Consider the following 15,820-nt stretch of genomic DNA (forward strand, 5'->3'; position numbering starts at 1 on the left):
CCGGACGTCGCCCTGCGCACGCAGCGGACCCATCAAGAAGCGGATCGCTTGGCGGCGTTTCTGCGCCGCAGGACGGCGACATCCTGATTGCCGATGGCGCCCGGATAGATGTCGACGATTTCCAGGTAGTCGCCCCAGGCGCCGAGCGTGTAGCTCGGGGATTGCAGCGTGTTTCGATAATAGGTGCCGTCGTCGATCTTGCCGTCGAGGGCGGGATCGTGCTGCTCGTCGTCGAACTCCGTCTCCTGCCAGCGCTGCCACCATTCCGGCGACCGGAACACCGACGCGAACGAGACCGCGGCAAATCCGGCGAACGTGATCAGCGCGACGCCGTCCGGCTTCAGGATGCGCGCGATCTCCTTCAGCCATAACTGCTGCACGTCGGCGGTCAGATGCGTCATGACCGAGATGCCGAAGATGCCGTCGAGGCTCGCATCCGCGATGCTCGATGGCGGGCGCAGCGGCAGGGTGACGAAGTCGCCGTCGAGATGCGCGTTGCACCACTCGACGTTCTGCCGGTCCACGTCGGCCCCGGAGATCCGCGCCTCCGGCCAGTTCTGGATCAGGTGGCGCGTCACGCGCCCGTGCCCGCAGCCCCAGTCCAGAATGGTGACGCCCGGTCCGGCGCGCACGCCGTAATGGCCGAAGAGCGATTCGATCGTCTTGAAGGCCGAATACCCGGTGAAGTTCACGCTCAGGTCGTTCGACCAGGTCTGGACGCGCGTAAGCTGGTTCGAGTCGCGCGGAAAGCAGACCGCACTGTCCAGACGCCGCGGGATGTAGACCTTTCGGCCCACACCCTGGATGCCGTCGGTTGAATGTGATGAGGGCGCTGCGGTCGGATAGACGAACTCGAACGAGAACGGATCGCTCCCCGCGGCCGACGATGCGAGATCGATCGTGATCTGAAAGTTCGAGAGGCCGCCGTTCGGCCAGTACCAGAAGTGATGCTCGAACTCGGGCGAGGGAAGCGGATAGGCCACTTCGAAGGCAACGCCGGGGCCGAACCGAACGGACAACTGACCGGGGTCACCCCCCGGCGGGAGATGCGAGCCGGACACCACGATGCGGGCGCCGTCGAACGACATCCAGGGCGCACCGAATTGCGGTTGGTCGTGGACGGCGAGCACGCTTGCGGCAGCGAGGCCATGCGCGTTTAGGCGCGGCTGAACACGCGCCGTCATGGCGCCCAGCAGCCCCTCGCCGATCGACGTGATCGCGATGTCGATCGGTCGGGTTTTGGCGACGCTCGGCAGATCGAGTGCGAAGTTCGGGCCGTCGGCGTCCTGCGTGACGGGCACACGGGCCCAGTGGCGTCCATCACAGGATACGTTGACGGAAGCGTGCGGATCGGCGCCGGGCAGAAATCGCCCCAGGAGACGGCAAGGTGGCTGAAACGCGAGCATGAGCTGTGCGTCGGATTCAGGCAGACGTGCGCTGGAAGCGAGTGAGCTATTCATTCTTTAACAACACCCTAACGGCCTCCGAAGGTCGTTGGGCTTGTCAGGCGAATGCGGCGAACGAAAGCGCAAAAGGCACACAACACTTTTCCAAAAACGGGCTTTTCCTGTTCCGGCGCACCCCGCTAGCGTCCTGCGTCGTCGACGAGCGCGACGATATTCGGCCCAATCGACGGAAAGTAAAATTTGGATCAATGCTCGGCAAACTAAACAATATTCAAGCGTCGAAATAGACCGCTTGTTTTATTAATTGATGCAAATTCGATTGGTTTATTTATTGCCAAAGCATGAATTGTCGAGTCCAAGATGGCCTCATCAGAACGGAGACCGAATGGCAGCCGCAGCCAACCGCGACACCCTTGGCCGCGACGTCGTCGAATCCCTGACGCGGGGACGGCAAAGATTTATGGAGCATAGCGCGAAAGCGCGCAGCGACATCTCGGCCTGCTTCGACAAGACTTGGTTCAGCCGGCGGTTGGATCTTCGGAACCGGATCGACGACCCGATCCTGGTGTATTTTTCGGATCAGGGTTTTCGCGCGTTCAGCATCAATCCTCTGTTCGACGAGGCTTGGTACCTGGACGCGTATGAGGACGTCGCCGCATCGGTTTCGTCCGGCATGATCTATTCGGGCTTCACCCACTTCGTCATCGACGGGCTCCATGAGGGACGCGCGCCGAACGCCACGATGGCTCTCGCGATGTCGGACCAGCCTCCGGCTTCGGACGTCCGAAGAGAGGATTTCGACGGGCCGCGCTATCTCGATGCGCATCCGTTCGCTCGAAAATTCCTCAGCCATTTCCCGATTTTAGGCGTCTACGAATTCTACTATGCGTATGGGCGGTACTTCGGTCATCGCGCGCCGGAACGGCAGAACGGACAACCTGTCTTCGACGATTTGCTTCCGCAGCATTTCGACGCGAATTACTATAAGGCGCGGTACTTGCCTGAAGAGGCGAACGCGCAAGACGCCTTGCCGCACTATATCGCATTTGGCGCAGCACAAGGCTACAGCCCATCGGACGCGTTCGACGAAACCTGGTATCGCCTGTTCTACACCGATGTGGCGGCGGCCGTGCAGGCCGGAACGATGCGCTCGGCCTTCCACCACTACGTCGTGGCCGGCCGCGAGGAGCAGCGGCGCCCGAAGCACGACATGCGCTATGCGCTCGAAGCACGGATGTCCGGCATATCGGAGCCCAAGCTCCTGCAACGCGCCAAAGATATCGAGAAGCGCATGCAGGCACTCCCACATGCTATCTCTGCGACCGCGGCTCCACGGGTCTGGTTCTGCCTACCGAACCTCAACCCCGACCTCAGCTTCGGCGGCTATAAAGCCGTTTTCGAGTTCATGAAGGCCGTCGTCCGATCGGGCCGGCAGATCGGCATCTTCGTCACGGAAGACAATTCCGACGGTCTCGATTACTTTCTCTATCTCGAGAAGGACGAGGCACTAAAGCGGGTCGTCGCGGACGCGCCTTACGTCAATAGATCGGTCGGCACGAAGATCGAGATCGGCCCGAACGACATCTTCGTCGTCTATTCGGTCTGGGATGCGTATGTGGTCCAGCCATACCTCGCCCACACGCGTAGCAAGCGCTTTTTGTTGTTCGCGCAGGAATACGAGCCGATCTTCTACGAATGCGGCTCGGCGCGTGCGCTCACCGAGTCGGCCTATGATTACGCCCACGTCCCGCTGTTCAACAGCAGGTTCCTGACCAATTTCTTCCGGGGACACGGGATCGGCGCTTTCGAGACTGCCGAGGCCGCGGAAGGTCGCGATTTCCATGTGTTCGAGCATGTTCCGACACGATTGAAGACCCAGCCTCTCTCGGGCAGGAAGACGTCTTGGACACTTGCATTCTACGCTAGGCCGGAGATGCACGCGGCCCGCAATCTCTTCGAGTTGGGGTATCTCGCCCTGCGCCGCCTCTGTGCCGACGGGGTATTCGATGCGTCCTGGCAGTTCTTCGGGCTCGGAGGTCTTACCGAGGACCACGAACTGCCGCTCGGCGGTGGCCATAGCCTGCAGATGCGGCAGAAGATGCCGCTCGACATGTACGAAACCTTCATGAACAACATCGATATTGGGCTCAGCCTGATGTTCGCGCCACATCCGAGCGTCGTGCCGTTCGAGTTCGCGGCAACGGGTGCCGTGGTCGTCACCAATGTCTACGAGAACCGCGCGGCAGACGATCTGGAGGCGATCTGTTCGAACATCGTGCCGTGTCAGGCGACCATCGACGGTGTGGCCGCTGCCCTGCGTGAGGCTGTCGCTCGGGCCGGCGATCTGGAAAGGCGCGAGGCGAACCGGCTGCGGTTGACGGATCGACGTTGGGACGACGTGTTCGACGCCAAAACGCTGGATACGGTCTTTGCGTCCCTGAACTGAGCCCTATCCGTCGGGCCGACAGCCGGCATCGTCGCTCCGCCCAGCCGTCCTGCGCCTTCGATCCGACCACTTCTCTTCGCAATCCGGCTAGGATGGGCGTATCGCCGCCCGTCTGCCTGCCGGAGCCCTCATGACGTCCGTGACCCAGCTGATCGCCGAAGAGCTCGGTGTCCGGGAGGCCCAGGTCGCCGCCGCGGTGGAGCTGCTCGATGGCGGCTCCACTGTTCCCTTCATTGCCCGCTACCGGAAAGAAGCGACCGGCCTCCTCGACGACACACAGCTGCGCAATCTGGAGGAGCGCCTCGGCTACCTGCGCGATCTGCAGAAGCGCCGCGACGCCGTGATCGAGAGCATCCGCGCGCAGGGGAAGCTGACGCCCGAACTCGCGACTGCGCTCGCCCGCGCCGACACTAAGGCCCGGCTCGAAGACATCTACCTGCCCTACAAGCCTCGCCGGCGTTCGAAGGCGCAGACCGCCCGCGAGGCCGGCCTCGCACCGCTGGCCGATAGCCTGCTCGCGAGGCCTGAGATCGATCCGTGCAAGATCGCGGAGGAATTCGTATCGATCGCCAAGGGCATCGACACGGTCGAGGCGGCCCTGGAGGGAGCGAAGGCGATCCTCACAGAGCGCTTTGCCGAGGACGCCGATCTCGTCGGCCGCCTGCGCGAGGATTTCTGGAAATCCGGCGCGGCCGTCTCGACGGTCAAGAAGGGCAAGGCTGCCGAGGGCGCCAAATTCTCCGACTATTTCGACTGGAGCGAGCGGCTGGAGCGGATGCCGTCGCACCGGATCCTCGCGCTGTTTCGCGGCGAGACGGAAGGGATCCTCGACATCGACCTCGCAGCCGAAGGCGAGGATTCCGCGTTCGGCACGCCGGGCCCTTACGAACTCGCCATTTGCCGCCGTCACGGCATCGCCGCCAGGGGACGCCCGGGCGACGGCTGGCTGCTGGAGGTCGTCCGCTCGGCCTGGCGCACCAAGCTCCGCGCCGGCGTCAAGTCCGACCTGCGCACGCGCCTCTTCGAAAAAGCCGAGACCGAGGCGGTGAAGGTGTTTGCCGGCAACCTCAAGGACCTGCTGCTGGCGGCGCCCGCCGGCGGCCGCGCCACGATGGGTCTCGATCCCGGCTACCGCAACGGCGTGAAGGTCGCCGTGGTCGACGCGACCGGCAAGGTCGTGGCTGTCGAGACCACTTATCCGCACGAGCCGCAGCGGCGCTGGAACGACACCGTGGCGACGCTCGGGAAACTGTGCCGCCAGCACAAGGTCGAGATGCTGGCCATCGGCAACGGCACCGCCTCGCGCGAGACCGACAGGCTGGCCACCGAGATCCTGACCGCCAACCCCGATCTGAAGATGGCCAAGGTCATGGTCTCGGAGGCGGGCGCATCGGTCTATTCGGCCTCCGAGATCGCCTCCCGCGAATTGCCCGATCTCGACGTCTCGCATCGCGGCGCAGTCTCGATCGCTCGGCGCCTGCAGGACCCGCTGGCCGAACTGGTCAAGATCGACCCGAAGTCGATCGGTGTCGGCCAGTACCAGCACGACATCAGCGAGCAGAAGCTGTCGCGTTCGCTCTCGGCGGTCGTCGAGGACGCCGTCAACGCGGTCGGCGTCGACGTCAACACCGCGTCGCCCTCGCTGCTGTCGCAGGTCTCGGGACTCGGCACGTCCGTCGCCGCCAACATCGTCGCCCACCGCGATGCGAACGGGCCGTTCCGCAGCCGCACGGCGATCAAGTCCGTGGCGGGCCTCGGCCCGAAAGCCTTCGAGCTGTCGGCCGGCTTTCTGCGCATCCAGGGCGGCAAGGATCCCCTCGACAGCTCCGGCGTCCACCCGGAGGCCTATCCGGTGGTGCGGCGCATTCTCGAGGCGACGAAGAGCGACATTCGCGCGCTGATCGGCAATGCTGCAGCGCTCAAAAGCCTGCAGCCGGCCGCCTTCGCCGACGCCCGCTTCGGCATCCCCACCGTACGCGACATCATCAGCGAACTCGAGAAGCCGGGCCGCGATCCCCGGCCGGCCTTCAAGACCGCGAGCTTTCAGGAGGGGGTTGAGAAGATCACCGACCTGAAGCCCGGCATGCAGCTGGAGGGCGTCGTCACCAACGTCGCGGCCTTCGGCGCCTTCGTCGATATCGGCGTGCACCAGGACGGCCTCGTCCACATCTCGGCGATGTCCACGAAGCGGATCGCGGCGGCCTCGGAGGTGGTGAAGGCCGGCGACGTCGTGCGCGTACTGGTGCTGTCGATCGACGTGCCCCGCAAGCGCATCGGCCTCTCGATGCGGCTCGACGACCCGATCGACCGCTCGACACCGCGGCCGGGCAACCCCCGTCCCGATCCGCGTCACATGGAATCGAAGCCGGCCGCACAGCACGAGCCGGGTGGTGCGCTCGCCGACGCGCTCCGTCGGGCGGCTTCGCAGTCGGGCCGGCGGAACTGAGACAGAGGCGACCGGTCGTTTCCGTGCTTGCTTCGCTGGACTCGCAAGCAAGGCGGGTGCATCGGCAGCCGTCGAAATATCCGACGATCTACCGGATCGGCATCAATGCCGATCGCGACCCGCATCGTGCGCCGCGCTGCCCTTGGGATATCTGGCGCCGTACGCCGCGAGCCGCTTCAGCCGGTCGCTGTTCTGTCGTTCGAGCCTGTCGCTCGTGTCCGAGATGCGCGCGCAGAGAGCGGCATAGGCGGCCTTGATGGCCCGAATGGGATTCATGGTGCGCTCGCGTCGGCAAAACGCGACAGGGCCTCGGTCGAGCGCGAAGCGTCAAGCTCATCGGGGTGCGTCATCGTCACGGCGACCGCGGCGGATTTCGGAACGCACCGCCGAGCCTCGACCTCAGGTCGCGATCGGTCGCGGGCGCCCTTCGTCGTCGATTGAGACGAAGGTGAAGGTCGCGGCAGTGACCTTTTCTCGGACCTGCGTGCGGAAGCGGCGGGCCCAGGCCTCGACCTCGATGGTCATGGAGGTGCGCCCGATGCGGCCGATGTTCGTGTAGACGCAGAGCACGTCGCCGACGCGCACGGGGCGGATGAAGGTCATCGCGTCGACGGCGACCGTGACCACGCGGCCCTGCGCCCGGTCGACCCCGGCGATACCGCCGGCCTGGTCCATCTGCGACATGACCCAGCCGCCGAAGATATCGCCGTTGGCGTTGGTGTCGGCGGGCATGGCGATGGTCCGCACGGTCAGCTCGCCCTTCGGCTCGGCTTCCGCAACTGGCTCATCCATCTAAGCTTTTCCCCCGAATCGCGTCGAGCGTGCATCATGCTCCGCGCGAATGATCGGGTCCAGTTCGAAGGAGGTGGTGCGCTCCTTAGAAAAATCGCTCCTTGATCACGATGGTGTCGCCGGGGCGCACGGCGTAGCTCATCGGCACGATGCCGTTGACGAGACCGCCCTGGCCCTCGCGGGTCAGAACCGCATAGTCCCGCGCCGCCCGCGGCCCGAAGCCGGCGGCGATGGCCACGGCCGTCTCCACGGTCATGCCGTTGACGTACTGGTACTGCCCCGAGGTCGTGACCTCGCCGAGGATATAGAACGGCCGGTAGGCGTCGATCTCCACGGTCACGTGCGGCTCGCGCAAGAAGCCGTTGGAGAGCTTGCTCTCGATGGCCTTCGCGGCCTGCGCCGTGGTCTGGCCACCGACCGAGATGGTGCCGATCAACGGCATCGCCACGCGGCCGGCGCCGTCGACGGCGTAGATGTTCGAGAGGTTGTCCTGGCCGAACACGATGATGCGCAGCTTGTCGCCCGCCGACAGCGTGTATCGCGCCGCGATCGAGCCGGTGCCGGTGGCATCGAGCTCGTTCGTGCGGAAGTTCGGACGCAGGCAGCCCCCGAGCGCCAACGTCGACGAGAGTGCCAGGATGAATGCACGCCGGTTCATGAAACACGCCGTCGTAATGAAGTGACTGACCTCGCTCTACGTCGATATGGTTAAGGAAAACTGACGTCCTGCATCCGCACACCGGCGCGGCGCCGTACTTTAACCGGCAGTAAACCATGGCCGGTCTTATTGGTGGAGAAGGCCCGACAGCCTTTCGAAGTCTTGCCTCGCGTAAAGACGATTGCCATGCCTCGCCGTAGCTCGACCATCGATCCCTCCCCGCATCTGCCTTACCCGCCGCTGGCGCGGGACGGGATGACGCTGTCGCAGGTGTTTCCCATCCTGCGTCGCGCCTGGGCCTGGATCCTGATCCCGACGCTGCTGATTGCGATCGGCGCCGGCGTGTTCGTGCAGGTGGTTTCGCCGCGCTACACGGCGGAGGCGAAGATCCTGCTCGAGAGCCGGGACCCGTCCTTCGCCCGCACGGCCACCGAGCGGGGCGACCAGACGCAGCCGATCGACGAGCAGGCGGTGGCGAGCCAGGTCCAGGTGGTGATGTCCCGCGACTTGGCCCGTGAGGCGGTCCGCCGGCTGAGCCTCGTCGGCAATCCCGAATTCGATCCGACGGTCGGTGAGATCGGCCCGGTCCGCAGCCTCCTGATGATGGCCGGCCTCGGCAAGCCGGCGCTCGACGCCAAGCCCGAGGATCGCGTCCTCGACACCTATTTCGAGCGGCTGCTGGTCTACCCGGCCGGTAAGTCGCGCATCCTGCAGGTCGAGTTCCGGGCCGGCGATCCCGAACTCGCCGCCAAGGCGGCCAACACGATCTCCGAACTCTACATCGCCTCGCTCGAAGCGGCTAAGGTCGACACCGCCCGCTATGCCTCGACATGGCTCGGCACCAACATCGACGCCCTGCGCGCCCGCGTCGCCGACGCCGAGGCGAAGGTCGAGGCCTACCGCGTCAAGAACGGACTGATCAGCTCCGGCGCCGCCGGTTCCTCCCTCGGCGGCCAGCAGCTCGGCGAGCTGTCGAGCCAGCTCAGCCAGGCCCGCACCATCAAGGCCGACCTCACCGGCCGGGTGAAGATCCTCAAGGAGATGATCAAGGACGGCCGCGCCTTCGAGATTCCCGACGTCGCCAACAACGATCTGATCCGCCGGACCGTCGAGAGCCGCATGAACATGCGCGCACAGCTCGCGCTCGAATCGCGCACGCTGCTGCCGGCACATCCGCGCATCAAGGAGCTGACCGCGCAGGTCGACGACCTCGACAAGCAGATCAAGGCAGCCGCCGAGCGCATCGTGCGCACGCTGGAGAACGACGCCAAGATCGCCGGTGCCCGCGTCGACAGCCTGCAGGCGACGGTTCAGGGCCAGAGCGACGTCGTCGCCAAGGGCAATTCCAGCGAGATCCAGCTCCGCGCCATGGAGCGCGAGGCCAAGGTCCAGCGCGAGCAGCTCGAATCCTACCTCTCGCGCTACCGCGAGGCCTCCGCACGCGATGCCGAGAGCGCGACGCCAGCAGACGCGCGCATCGTCTCGCGGGCCATGGTGCCGGAGCTTCCCTCGTTCCCGAAGAAGATCCCGGTCGTCGGCTTCGCCACGGCGCTCGCCTTCATGCTCTCCGCCGCCGCCGTTCTCGGCCGCCACCTGCTGGCGTCGCCGGACCATCTCGATCGCCGGGAGACCTCTGCCCGCTCCGAGCCCGCACCGTCCGAGCGCATGGAGCCCGTCGCCGAGCGCATCGACTATCCGGAGCCGATGCCGCCCGAGCAGCACAGCGAACCGCATCGCTTCGCGCCGGCCTATGGCGGCTTCGAGACGGTCGTGACCGCCAATGCCGACTTCCCGCGGCTCGTGGCAGAGCGCAGCAGTCTGCCGATGCCCGCCATGGGCGGAGCGCCGCCGAAGACCGAACCGGCTCCCGCGCCGCAGCAAGACGACGATTTCGCGCTCCAGGCCCTGATCGACCGCCTCGGTACGGTGGCCGGCCAAGGCGGCCGCTGCGTCCTCGTCGTCGAGACCACGGATCAGGCCTCCGAATCCGACGGTCTGGCCGCCGGTCTCGCCCGGACCCTGGCCGCCCGCGCGCCGACGCTGAGCGTCGACGTCAGCGGCCAAGCCACGGATCGCAGCGATCCCGGCCTCACGGATCTCGTCGCCGGCGAGGCTGCCTTCCTCGACGTGATCCATCGGGTCGCCGGCTCACGCCATCACGTCGTCCGCGCGGGCTTCACCGACCGCGCGATCCTCTTCGACGAACCGCACGGCCTCGCGATCGGCCTCAACGCCATGGCCCAGGCCTATGACTGGGTGATCTGCCGCCTCGCGGCCACGGACGCATCGTCCGACGACCTGCTCTCGGCCCTGTCGGCCTGCATGGATTCGGTGGTCATCGCCTCCGATGCCGAGCCGGACGATGCCGGCCTCGTCGCGCTCTACGGGCTCGCCACCGAAGCGGGTGCGGGACAGGTGCTCGTCGCCCGCGATCCGACGGCAGAGCCGGAAATGCAGCTTCGCCTGTCGGCCTGAACGATCAGGCGCCCCGCAACCGTCGCAGGCGTGCCACCGCCTGCCACAGACGCGGAGAGCGCTTGATATGTCGCTTGAGGCGCGAGGCCGCATCCGCCGCAAGCGTGAAAAGGCGGCCGCGCAGGGTCACCGGGAGCAGCACCTCCACGAGTTCGATCGTCTCGTCGCAGATGCTGGCCTTGTAGCGGGCCTCTCCCACGCCGAGGTCGAAGGCGCGTCGGCCGGCCCCGGTCTGCTGGCCGATCAGATGGTGCAGCAGCAGGTCGCCGGGGCTGAATCGGCCGATCGCGGGGTCGGGGTCGAACGAAGTCCACATGCCGCTGAAGCGGTTGTCGTTCACCGCACCACCGAAGGTGGCGAAGATCCGGCCGGACTCTTTCGCGATCAGGGCGTGGAGTTCGATCGCGGGACGGCCCGCGCTGCCGGTGGTGGCCTCGGCGATGAAGCGCCGGATGGCCTCGTCCGCATAAGGGTTCGCGATGCCCAATGCGGCGAAGCGGATGCGCTTCTGCTCGTAGAACGCATCGAGAATGGCCGAGCGATCTTCGGGCGTCGTGGCCGAGCGATACTCGACCGTCCCATGCGCCTCGACGAGCTTGCGCTCCTTGCCGCGCAATTTCTTGCGGGCATCGCCACTGAAGGCGCGCTTCACGGTGGCGTCTGCATCGGGCCCGAGCATGAGGCCGTAGGCGTCGCTGGCGCAGGGCTTACCCCTGGCGCTCAGCGGGTTGGCGATACCGTCCCAGAAGCGCGGCTGATGATCGAAGGCATAGGCGTCGATGCGGGCCTCGCGGGCGGCCAGCACCAGCGATGCGTCGAGTTCCTCCGCCGACAGCCCGGCGGATTGCCGCGAAGCGTAGACCGGCATGTGGTAGTTCGCGTGCTTGGCCCCGATCACGCGGGCGACCGAGACGCCACGGACCCGCGAGACCTGGAGCGGCAGCAGCGCCATCGGCCGGCCGGCCGCGTCCCGCAGGACCATGATCCGCAGGGCCTCCGCCGAATGGGTGCCGGCGACGTAGGCCGCGACCCAGTCGAAACGCTGATAGGGCGTCGAGACCGCGGCGGGCGCGGATTCCATGCCGCGCCAGAGGGCTTCGACGCTCTCAAGGTCGGCAAACACCTCCGCCGTCAGGTTGCCGCGCATGCGGTCGCGGATCATGTCGGCACCCGTGAGATCCCGCACCAGAACCGCCATCGCCCCGCCTCACGCCGCCGGCCACGCGCCGTCCCTGCTCGGTTCGGGATAACTTGCGAGACCTGAACCGGCGATTGAGGCGGTCGGACCCGCAGGCGGGCATCACCGGCGATCGTGCCGGATGGGTAACGAAAGCTTTTGCCCGCGGCCCTATCGTCGCTCTGGGATGCATTGGCTCGCGGGACCCATCGATGCTGTCGTCGCGCAACCGCCATCGGCTGTTCAAGGCGGCCTTCGCAGCCGTGTCCTCGACCGGCGCGGATCGCTGGCTCGCGCCCGTCGCGCAGGGCCGTGGCCTGATCCTGACCTTTCACCATGTCCGGCCCGAGGCACCGGCGGCCTATGCGCCGAATGGGTTGCTCGCGATCACACCCGAGTTCCTCGACCGCACGCTCACGCTGCTGAAGGCGCGCGGGTTCGACCTGATCGGTCTCGACGCCGTACCGGAACGCCTGAACGGTCCGAGCCCGAAAGCGCCGTTCGCGGTGCTCACGTTCGACGACGGCTATCGCGACAACGTGGACTTCGCCTTACCCGTGCTGACCCGCCATCGGGCACCCTGGACGCTGTTCGTCACCAGCGATTTCGCGGACGGATGTGGGCGCCTCTGGTGGATCGAGCTGGAGCGTGCCGTCGCACGGCTGGATCGCGTGCGCGTGACGGACGGCGAGACGAGGCGGCTCGTCCTCGACTTCCCCGCGCGCAGCCCGGAGGAAAAGTCGGCGGCGTTCGAGGCCGTGTATCGACAGTTGCGGTCGGGGCCGGAGGCGCGGCTGCTCTCGGTGATCGCCGGCCTTTGCACGGAGGCCGGCTTCGCGCCGGGCGAAGTCGCCGCCGAGTTGTGCTTGTCCTGGGATGAGTTGCGGGTCCTCGCGGCCGATCCCGCCGTGACGATCGGCGCGCACACGCTGAGCCATCCGATGCTCGCGAAGCACGGAGCCGACATCGCGCGGCGGGAGATGGCCGAGAGCCGCGCGCGGATCGCCGCCGAACTCGGCCGCGAGATCCGGCACCTCTCCTATCCCGTCGGCGATCCGACCTCCGCCGGCCGGCGTGAATTCGCGATCAGCGCTGAGCTCGGCTTCGCCACGGCAGTGACCACGCGGCCGGGCCATCTCTTCGCAGACCATGCCGGACACCTGAACGCGCTGCCCCGGGTCTCGATCAACGGTTTCCACCAGACCGACGCCGCGCTCGCGAGCCTGATCTCCGGTGTGCCTTTCCTCGCCTGGAACCGCGGCCGGCGCCTCAACGTCGCCTGACCAGGGTCTATCGGCGTCGGCGATGCCAGCGGCTCCGGCTCGATCCGTTCAGGTCGAAGCTTACGCTCTGGCGTCCGCCGGACCGCGTGTAGCGGCCGCGCCGGCCACGGCGCGGGCTCTCGTCGACCACGGGCTCTTCCAGGGCCGGCATGCCTGCGATGGCCGAAGGCGTCGGCGGCGGCACGGTAACGGGACTGCCGCCGCCGCCCGATCCGTCGCCGCCGGCCACGTTCTTGGCCGCCGGGCCGAACATCGCGAGGCACTGGTTGTAGGCGAGATCGTTCTTCAGCCGCTCGCATTCCCCCACCGAGCGGGGCGTCCCCTGCGCGAATGCGCTGGAGGCCAGCAGCGACAGCAGGCCGGTCGCGCCGAGGAGGCGGATCGTCGATGGGGGCAGGCGTGGCATCGGGCGCAGTCGGCTCCGCGGCTGTGCGAGCGAGGATCGCGGCCTTCTGCCGGGGGAGTGCGGCGAAAAAAGGAGGATCAGGCAGGATCGTCCGGGCGCTCCATCCAGCGGATCAGCGGCATCAGCGGGAAGATCCAGGCGATGCCGAGGATCGAGTAGAGGAGCGCCTGCACCAGCGCCGGCGTCTCGGCGATGCGGCTGTCGGCGAGCGCCATCGCCAGCGGCGCGTAGACGATCACGAAGGCCAGGATCGCGAAGGTCCCGACCAGGGAGCGGGTGCGGCGGCGCATGGCGGGTTCCGGACGCGTGTCTCGATGGCTCGACGTGGGGCAGGCCTAATCCGGCCATCCACCGCTTGCAACGGACGCGATGTCCCTGCGGCAGCGTCCGGCGTTGCCCGTCGGCATGTGGCCGTCCTAAAGCACGGCCCAGTGCTGGACCTTTAGGTCCGACCCGATCCGCAGGACGCCGCCGAGCCACCATGCAGCTCTCCCCTACCCTGCCCGCCGGTACGGCATCGTCGGATGCCAAGGCGCGCCCGTATCGCCGCGCGGTCCGGATCTGGCTCTACCTGCTGGCGTTCCTCGTCATCGTGATGGTCGCTCTCGGCGGCGCGACCCGCCTGACCGGCTCGGGCCTGTCGATCACCGAGTGGCGGCCCGTGACCGGATCGGTCCCGCCGCTCTCGGCGGCGGACTGGGCGGTCGAGTTCGAGAAGTATAGGGACACGCCGCAATACCGCATCCTCAACGAGGGCATGGGGATCGACTCCTTCAAGACGCTGTACTGGTGGGAATGGGGCCACCGGCTGCTCGGGCGCCTGATCGGTCTCGCCTTCTTCCTCCCGTTGATCGTGTTCTGGGTGCACGGCGCCCTCGACCGGCGCCTCGCCCTCGGTCTCGTGACCCTCGGCATCGTCGGCGCGTTCCAGGGGGCGATCGGCTGGGTCATGGTCGCCTCCGGGCTGCAACCCGGCATGACGGCGGTGGCGCCGCTGAAGCTCGCCCTGCATCTGACGACTGCCAGCATCATCCTCGCCGGGCTCGTCTGGCTCGCCGCCGGCACCCGCGAGGATGCTCTGACGCCCGCCCCGGCCCGCATCCGTGCGGGCGCCGTCGTCGTCATGCTGCTCGTGCTCGTCCAGATCGGGCTCGGCGGCCTCGTAGCAGGGTCGCATGCAGGGCTCGCCTACAACACCTGGCCGACGATGAACGGCGATCTGGTGCCGCCCCTCGACGGCCTGTTCTCGGCGACGCCCTGGATCGAGAACTTCGTCGACAACGTCACGTTGGTGCAGTTCAACCACCGGCTCGCGGCCTACTGCGTGGTGCTCGCCGCCCTGCTGCACGCGCTGGATACGCGTCTGACGCTGCCCGGCAGTGGCGCCGCCCGCCGAGCCACCGGCGTCGCCTGTCTTACGCTCGGACAAGTGGCGCTCGGGATTGCGACACTGCTGCTGGCTGTCCCGCTCTGGGCGGCGCTGGCGCATCAGGTGTTCGCGATGCTGGTGCTGACCATGGCGAGCGCCCATGCCCGGCTCAGCGGCGGAACCGCGGCCACCGCGACGGCGATCCACCCCCCGGCGGTGCCGTTCGGCTTCGAACAGCTCGCCGGCCGCCGGGCCTGACGCGCCCTCGACCCGCGCGGCCGGATCGGCGAAACCGCGGCGATGGCAGCCAGACTCCTTCGCTGTACGAGCCTGTGGGGCACCAGCGACTGGATCGCGGCGGACCCTGCCCTGCGCCGCCTGCCCGAGGCGATCTATCGGCCCTGGTCGGCCGAGGCACCGTGGGGGCTCTTTGCAGAGGGTCGCTCGATCGGCGACGGCGCGACCGAGGCGGGGCTCGCGGCGGCGGAGACCGCTGCGAAGCGCCAGTTCCTCTATGTCGGGGCGCTCGCGACCCATTACGGCCACTTCCTGATCAACACGCTGCCGCGGCTCTGGCCCCTGGTCTCCTGGCAAGGACCCCTGCCCCGGATCCTCTGCCACGTACCCGGCCCGCGCGAAGCCTGGGAGGAGCTTCCTTTCCTCGGTGCAATCCTCGGACGACTCGGCCTCGACATGGCGGACGTGGTGACGTTCGACCGGCCGACCACGCTGCGCGACATCGTGGTGCCCGAGCCCGCGCTGCAGGAGCAGGCCGCGGTTCACGCTGTCTTCGCCGATCTCTGCCGCACGATCGGCCAGCCGCTCTGGCAGGACGTGGCGGTCGATGGCCTGAGACGGCCGCTCTACCTGTCGAAGACGCGGATGCGCTCCGGTGTGGCGCACGTGGCGAACGAGGATGCCATCCTCGCGGAACTCGAACGCCGCGGCGTCGAGATCGCATTTCCCGAGACGCTCGCCTTCGCCGATCAGGTGCGGCTGCTCAGTGGACGGCGGATCGTCATGGGGACGCTCGGCTCGGCCTTCCACACGGCGGCCTTCGCGGCGCCGGGCCGCCGTCTCGTGGGACTGAACTGGCAGCACGCCGTCAACGCCAACTTCGCCCTGCTCGACCGCGTGAACGGAGCGACGGCGCGCTACTACCACCCCCACGGCACCCTCTACGAGGAGGGCTCCGACTGGCATCTGGCGTGGACCGTGGCCGACCCGCGTGGCGTGGCCGCAGCCCTCCTGAGACGCGCCGAATGGCTCGACCGTGGCGAACCGGACGACGCGGGTGTTGTCGCGGAAGTGAGACGGCGCGTGCTCAGGCCATTTCGCAGAGGCTGAGTGCCGCATCCCGTG

The 15,820-nt window shown here is 67.3% G+C and carries 13 protein-coding genes; 6 read left to right on the forward strand and 7 right to left on the reverse strand.

Annotated elements, in window-relative coordinates; translation table 11 throughout:
* Positions 1-32: 32 nt before the first annotated feature.
* Positions 33-1,301, reverse strand: coding sequence for a class I SAM-dependent methyltransferase (locus MHA02_RS09890; protein WP_238180481.1), 1,269 nt, complete (start codon positions 1,299-1,301; stop codon positions 33-35).
* A 490-nt stretch (positions 1,302-1,791) separates the two neighbouring features.
* Here MHA02_RS09890 and MHA02_RS09895 point away from each other — a divergent pair, with 490 nt between their 5' ends.
* Together MHA02_RS09895 and MHA02_RS09900 are read left to right on the forward strand one after the other, a co-directional pair.
* The gene (locus tag MHA02_RS09895; RefSeq protein ID WP_147078475.1) at positions 1,792-3,852 is read left to right on the forward strand and encodes a rhamnosyltransferase WsaF family glycosyltransferase; all 2,061 of its coding nucleotides are present in this window, start codon (positions 1,792-1,794) and stop codon (positions 3,850-3,852) included.
* Positions 3,853-3,982: 130 nt separating this feature from the next.
* A complete protein-coding gene (locus MHA02_RS09900; protein WP_147078476.1) occupies positions 3,983-6,298 on the forward strand; it encodes a Tex family protein in 2,316 nt (771 codons plus the stop codon).
* Positions 6,299-6,400: 102 nt separating this feature from the next.
* Here MHA02_RS09900 and MHA02_RS22120 read toward each other — a convergent pair whose 3' ends face one another.
* The 3 genes from MHA02_RS22120 to MHA02_RS09910 form a co-directional block, all read right to left on the reverse strand.
* Complete coding sequence (locus tag MHA02_RS22120) at positions 6,401-6,574, reverse strand: hypothetical protein (protein WP_170249153.1); 174 nt, start codon at positions 6,572-6,574, stop codon at positions 6,401-6,403.
* A gap of 123 nt (positions 6,575-6,697) precedes the next feature.
* Complete coding sequence (locus tag MHA02_RS09905; RefSeq protein WP_147078477.1) at positions 6,698-7,090, reverse strand: acyl-CoA thioesterase; 393 nt, start codon at positions 7,088-7,090, stop codon at positions 6,698-6,700.
* Positions 7,091-7,175: 85 nt separating this feature from the next.
* On the reverse strand, positions 7,176-7,748 hold the full coding sequence (locus tag MHA02_RS09910) for a polysaccharide biosynthesis/export family protein (RefSeq protein WP_147078478.1): 573 nt from the start codon (positions 7,746-7,748) through the stop codon (positions 7,176-7,178).
* Positions 7,749-7,934: 186 nt separating this feature from the next.
* Here MHA02_RS09910 and MHA02_RS09915 point away from each other — a divergent pair, with 186 nt between their 5' ends.
* A complete protein-coding gene (locus MHA02_RS09915) occupies positions 7,935-10,223 on the forward strand; it encodes a GumC family protein (protein WP_147078479.1) in 2,289 nt (762 codons plus the stop codon).
* Between the two features lie 4 nt (positions 10,224-10,227).
* Here the strand turns inward: MHA02_RS09915 and MHA02_RS09920 are convergent, their stop codons facing one another.
* Entirely contained in the window at positions 10,228-11,421 is a 1,194-nt protein-coding gene (locus MHA02_RS09920; protein ID WP_147078480.1) for a GNAT family N-acetyltransferase, read from the reverse strand.
* Between the two features lie 191 nt (positions 11,422-11,612).
* Here MHA02_RS09920 and MHA02_RS09925 point away from each other — a divergent pair, with 191 nt between their 5' ends.
* Entirely contained in the window at positions 11,613-12,683 is a 1,071-nt protein-coding gene (locus MHA02_RS09925) for a polysaccharide deacetylase family protein (protein ID WP_147078481.1), read from the forward strand.
* Positions 12,684-12,690: 7 nt separating this feature from the next.
* On the opposite strand, the gene MHA02_RS09930 is transcribed toward MHA02_RS09925, so the two are convergent.
* Positions 12,691-13,089 (reverse strand): hypothetical protein, encoded by a 399-nt coding sequence (locus tag MHA02_RS09930; RefSeq protein ID WP_147078505.1) that lies wholly within the window; start codon positions 13,087-13,089, stop codon positions 12,691-12,693.
* A 77-nt stretch (positions 13,090-13,166) separates the two neighbouring features.
* Positions 13,167-13,379, reverse strand: coding sequence for a DUF2842 domain-containing protein (locus MHA02_RS09935; RefSeq protein ID WP_147078482.1), 213 nt, complete (start codon positions 13,377-13,379; stop codon positions 13,167-13,169).
* 191 nt (positions 13,380-13,570) lie between these two features.
* Between MHA02_RS09935 and MHA02_RS09945 the strand changes: the two genes are divergently transcribed.
* Entirely contained in the window at positions 13,571-14,716 is a 1,146-nt protein-coding gene (locus MHA02_RS09945) for a COX15/CtaA family protein (RefSeq protein ID WP_147078483.1), read from the forward strand.
* Between the two features lie 42 nt (positions 14,717-14,758).
* Complete coding sequence (locus MHA02_RS09950; RefSeq protein WP_147078484.1) at positions 14,759-15,805, forward strand: glycosyltransferase family 61 protein; 1,047 nt, start codon at positions 14,759-14,761, stop codon at positions 15,803-15,805.
* Positions 15,806-15,820 lie beyond the last annotated feature (15 nt).

The organism is Methylobacterium haplocladii (genome assembly GCF_007992175.1).
Taxonomy (GTDB): Bacteria; Pseudomonadota; Alphaproteobacteria; order Rhizobiales; family Beijerinckiaceae; genus Methylobacterium; species Methylobacterium haplocladii.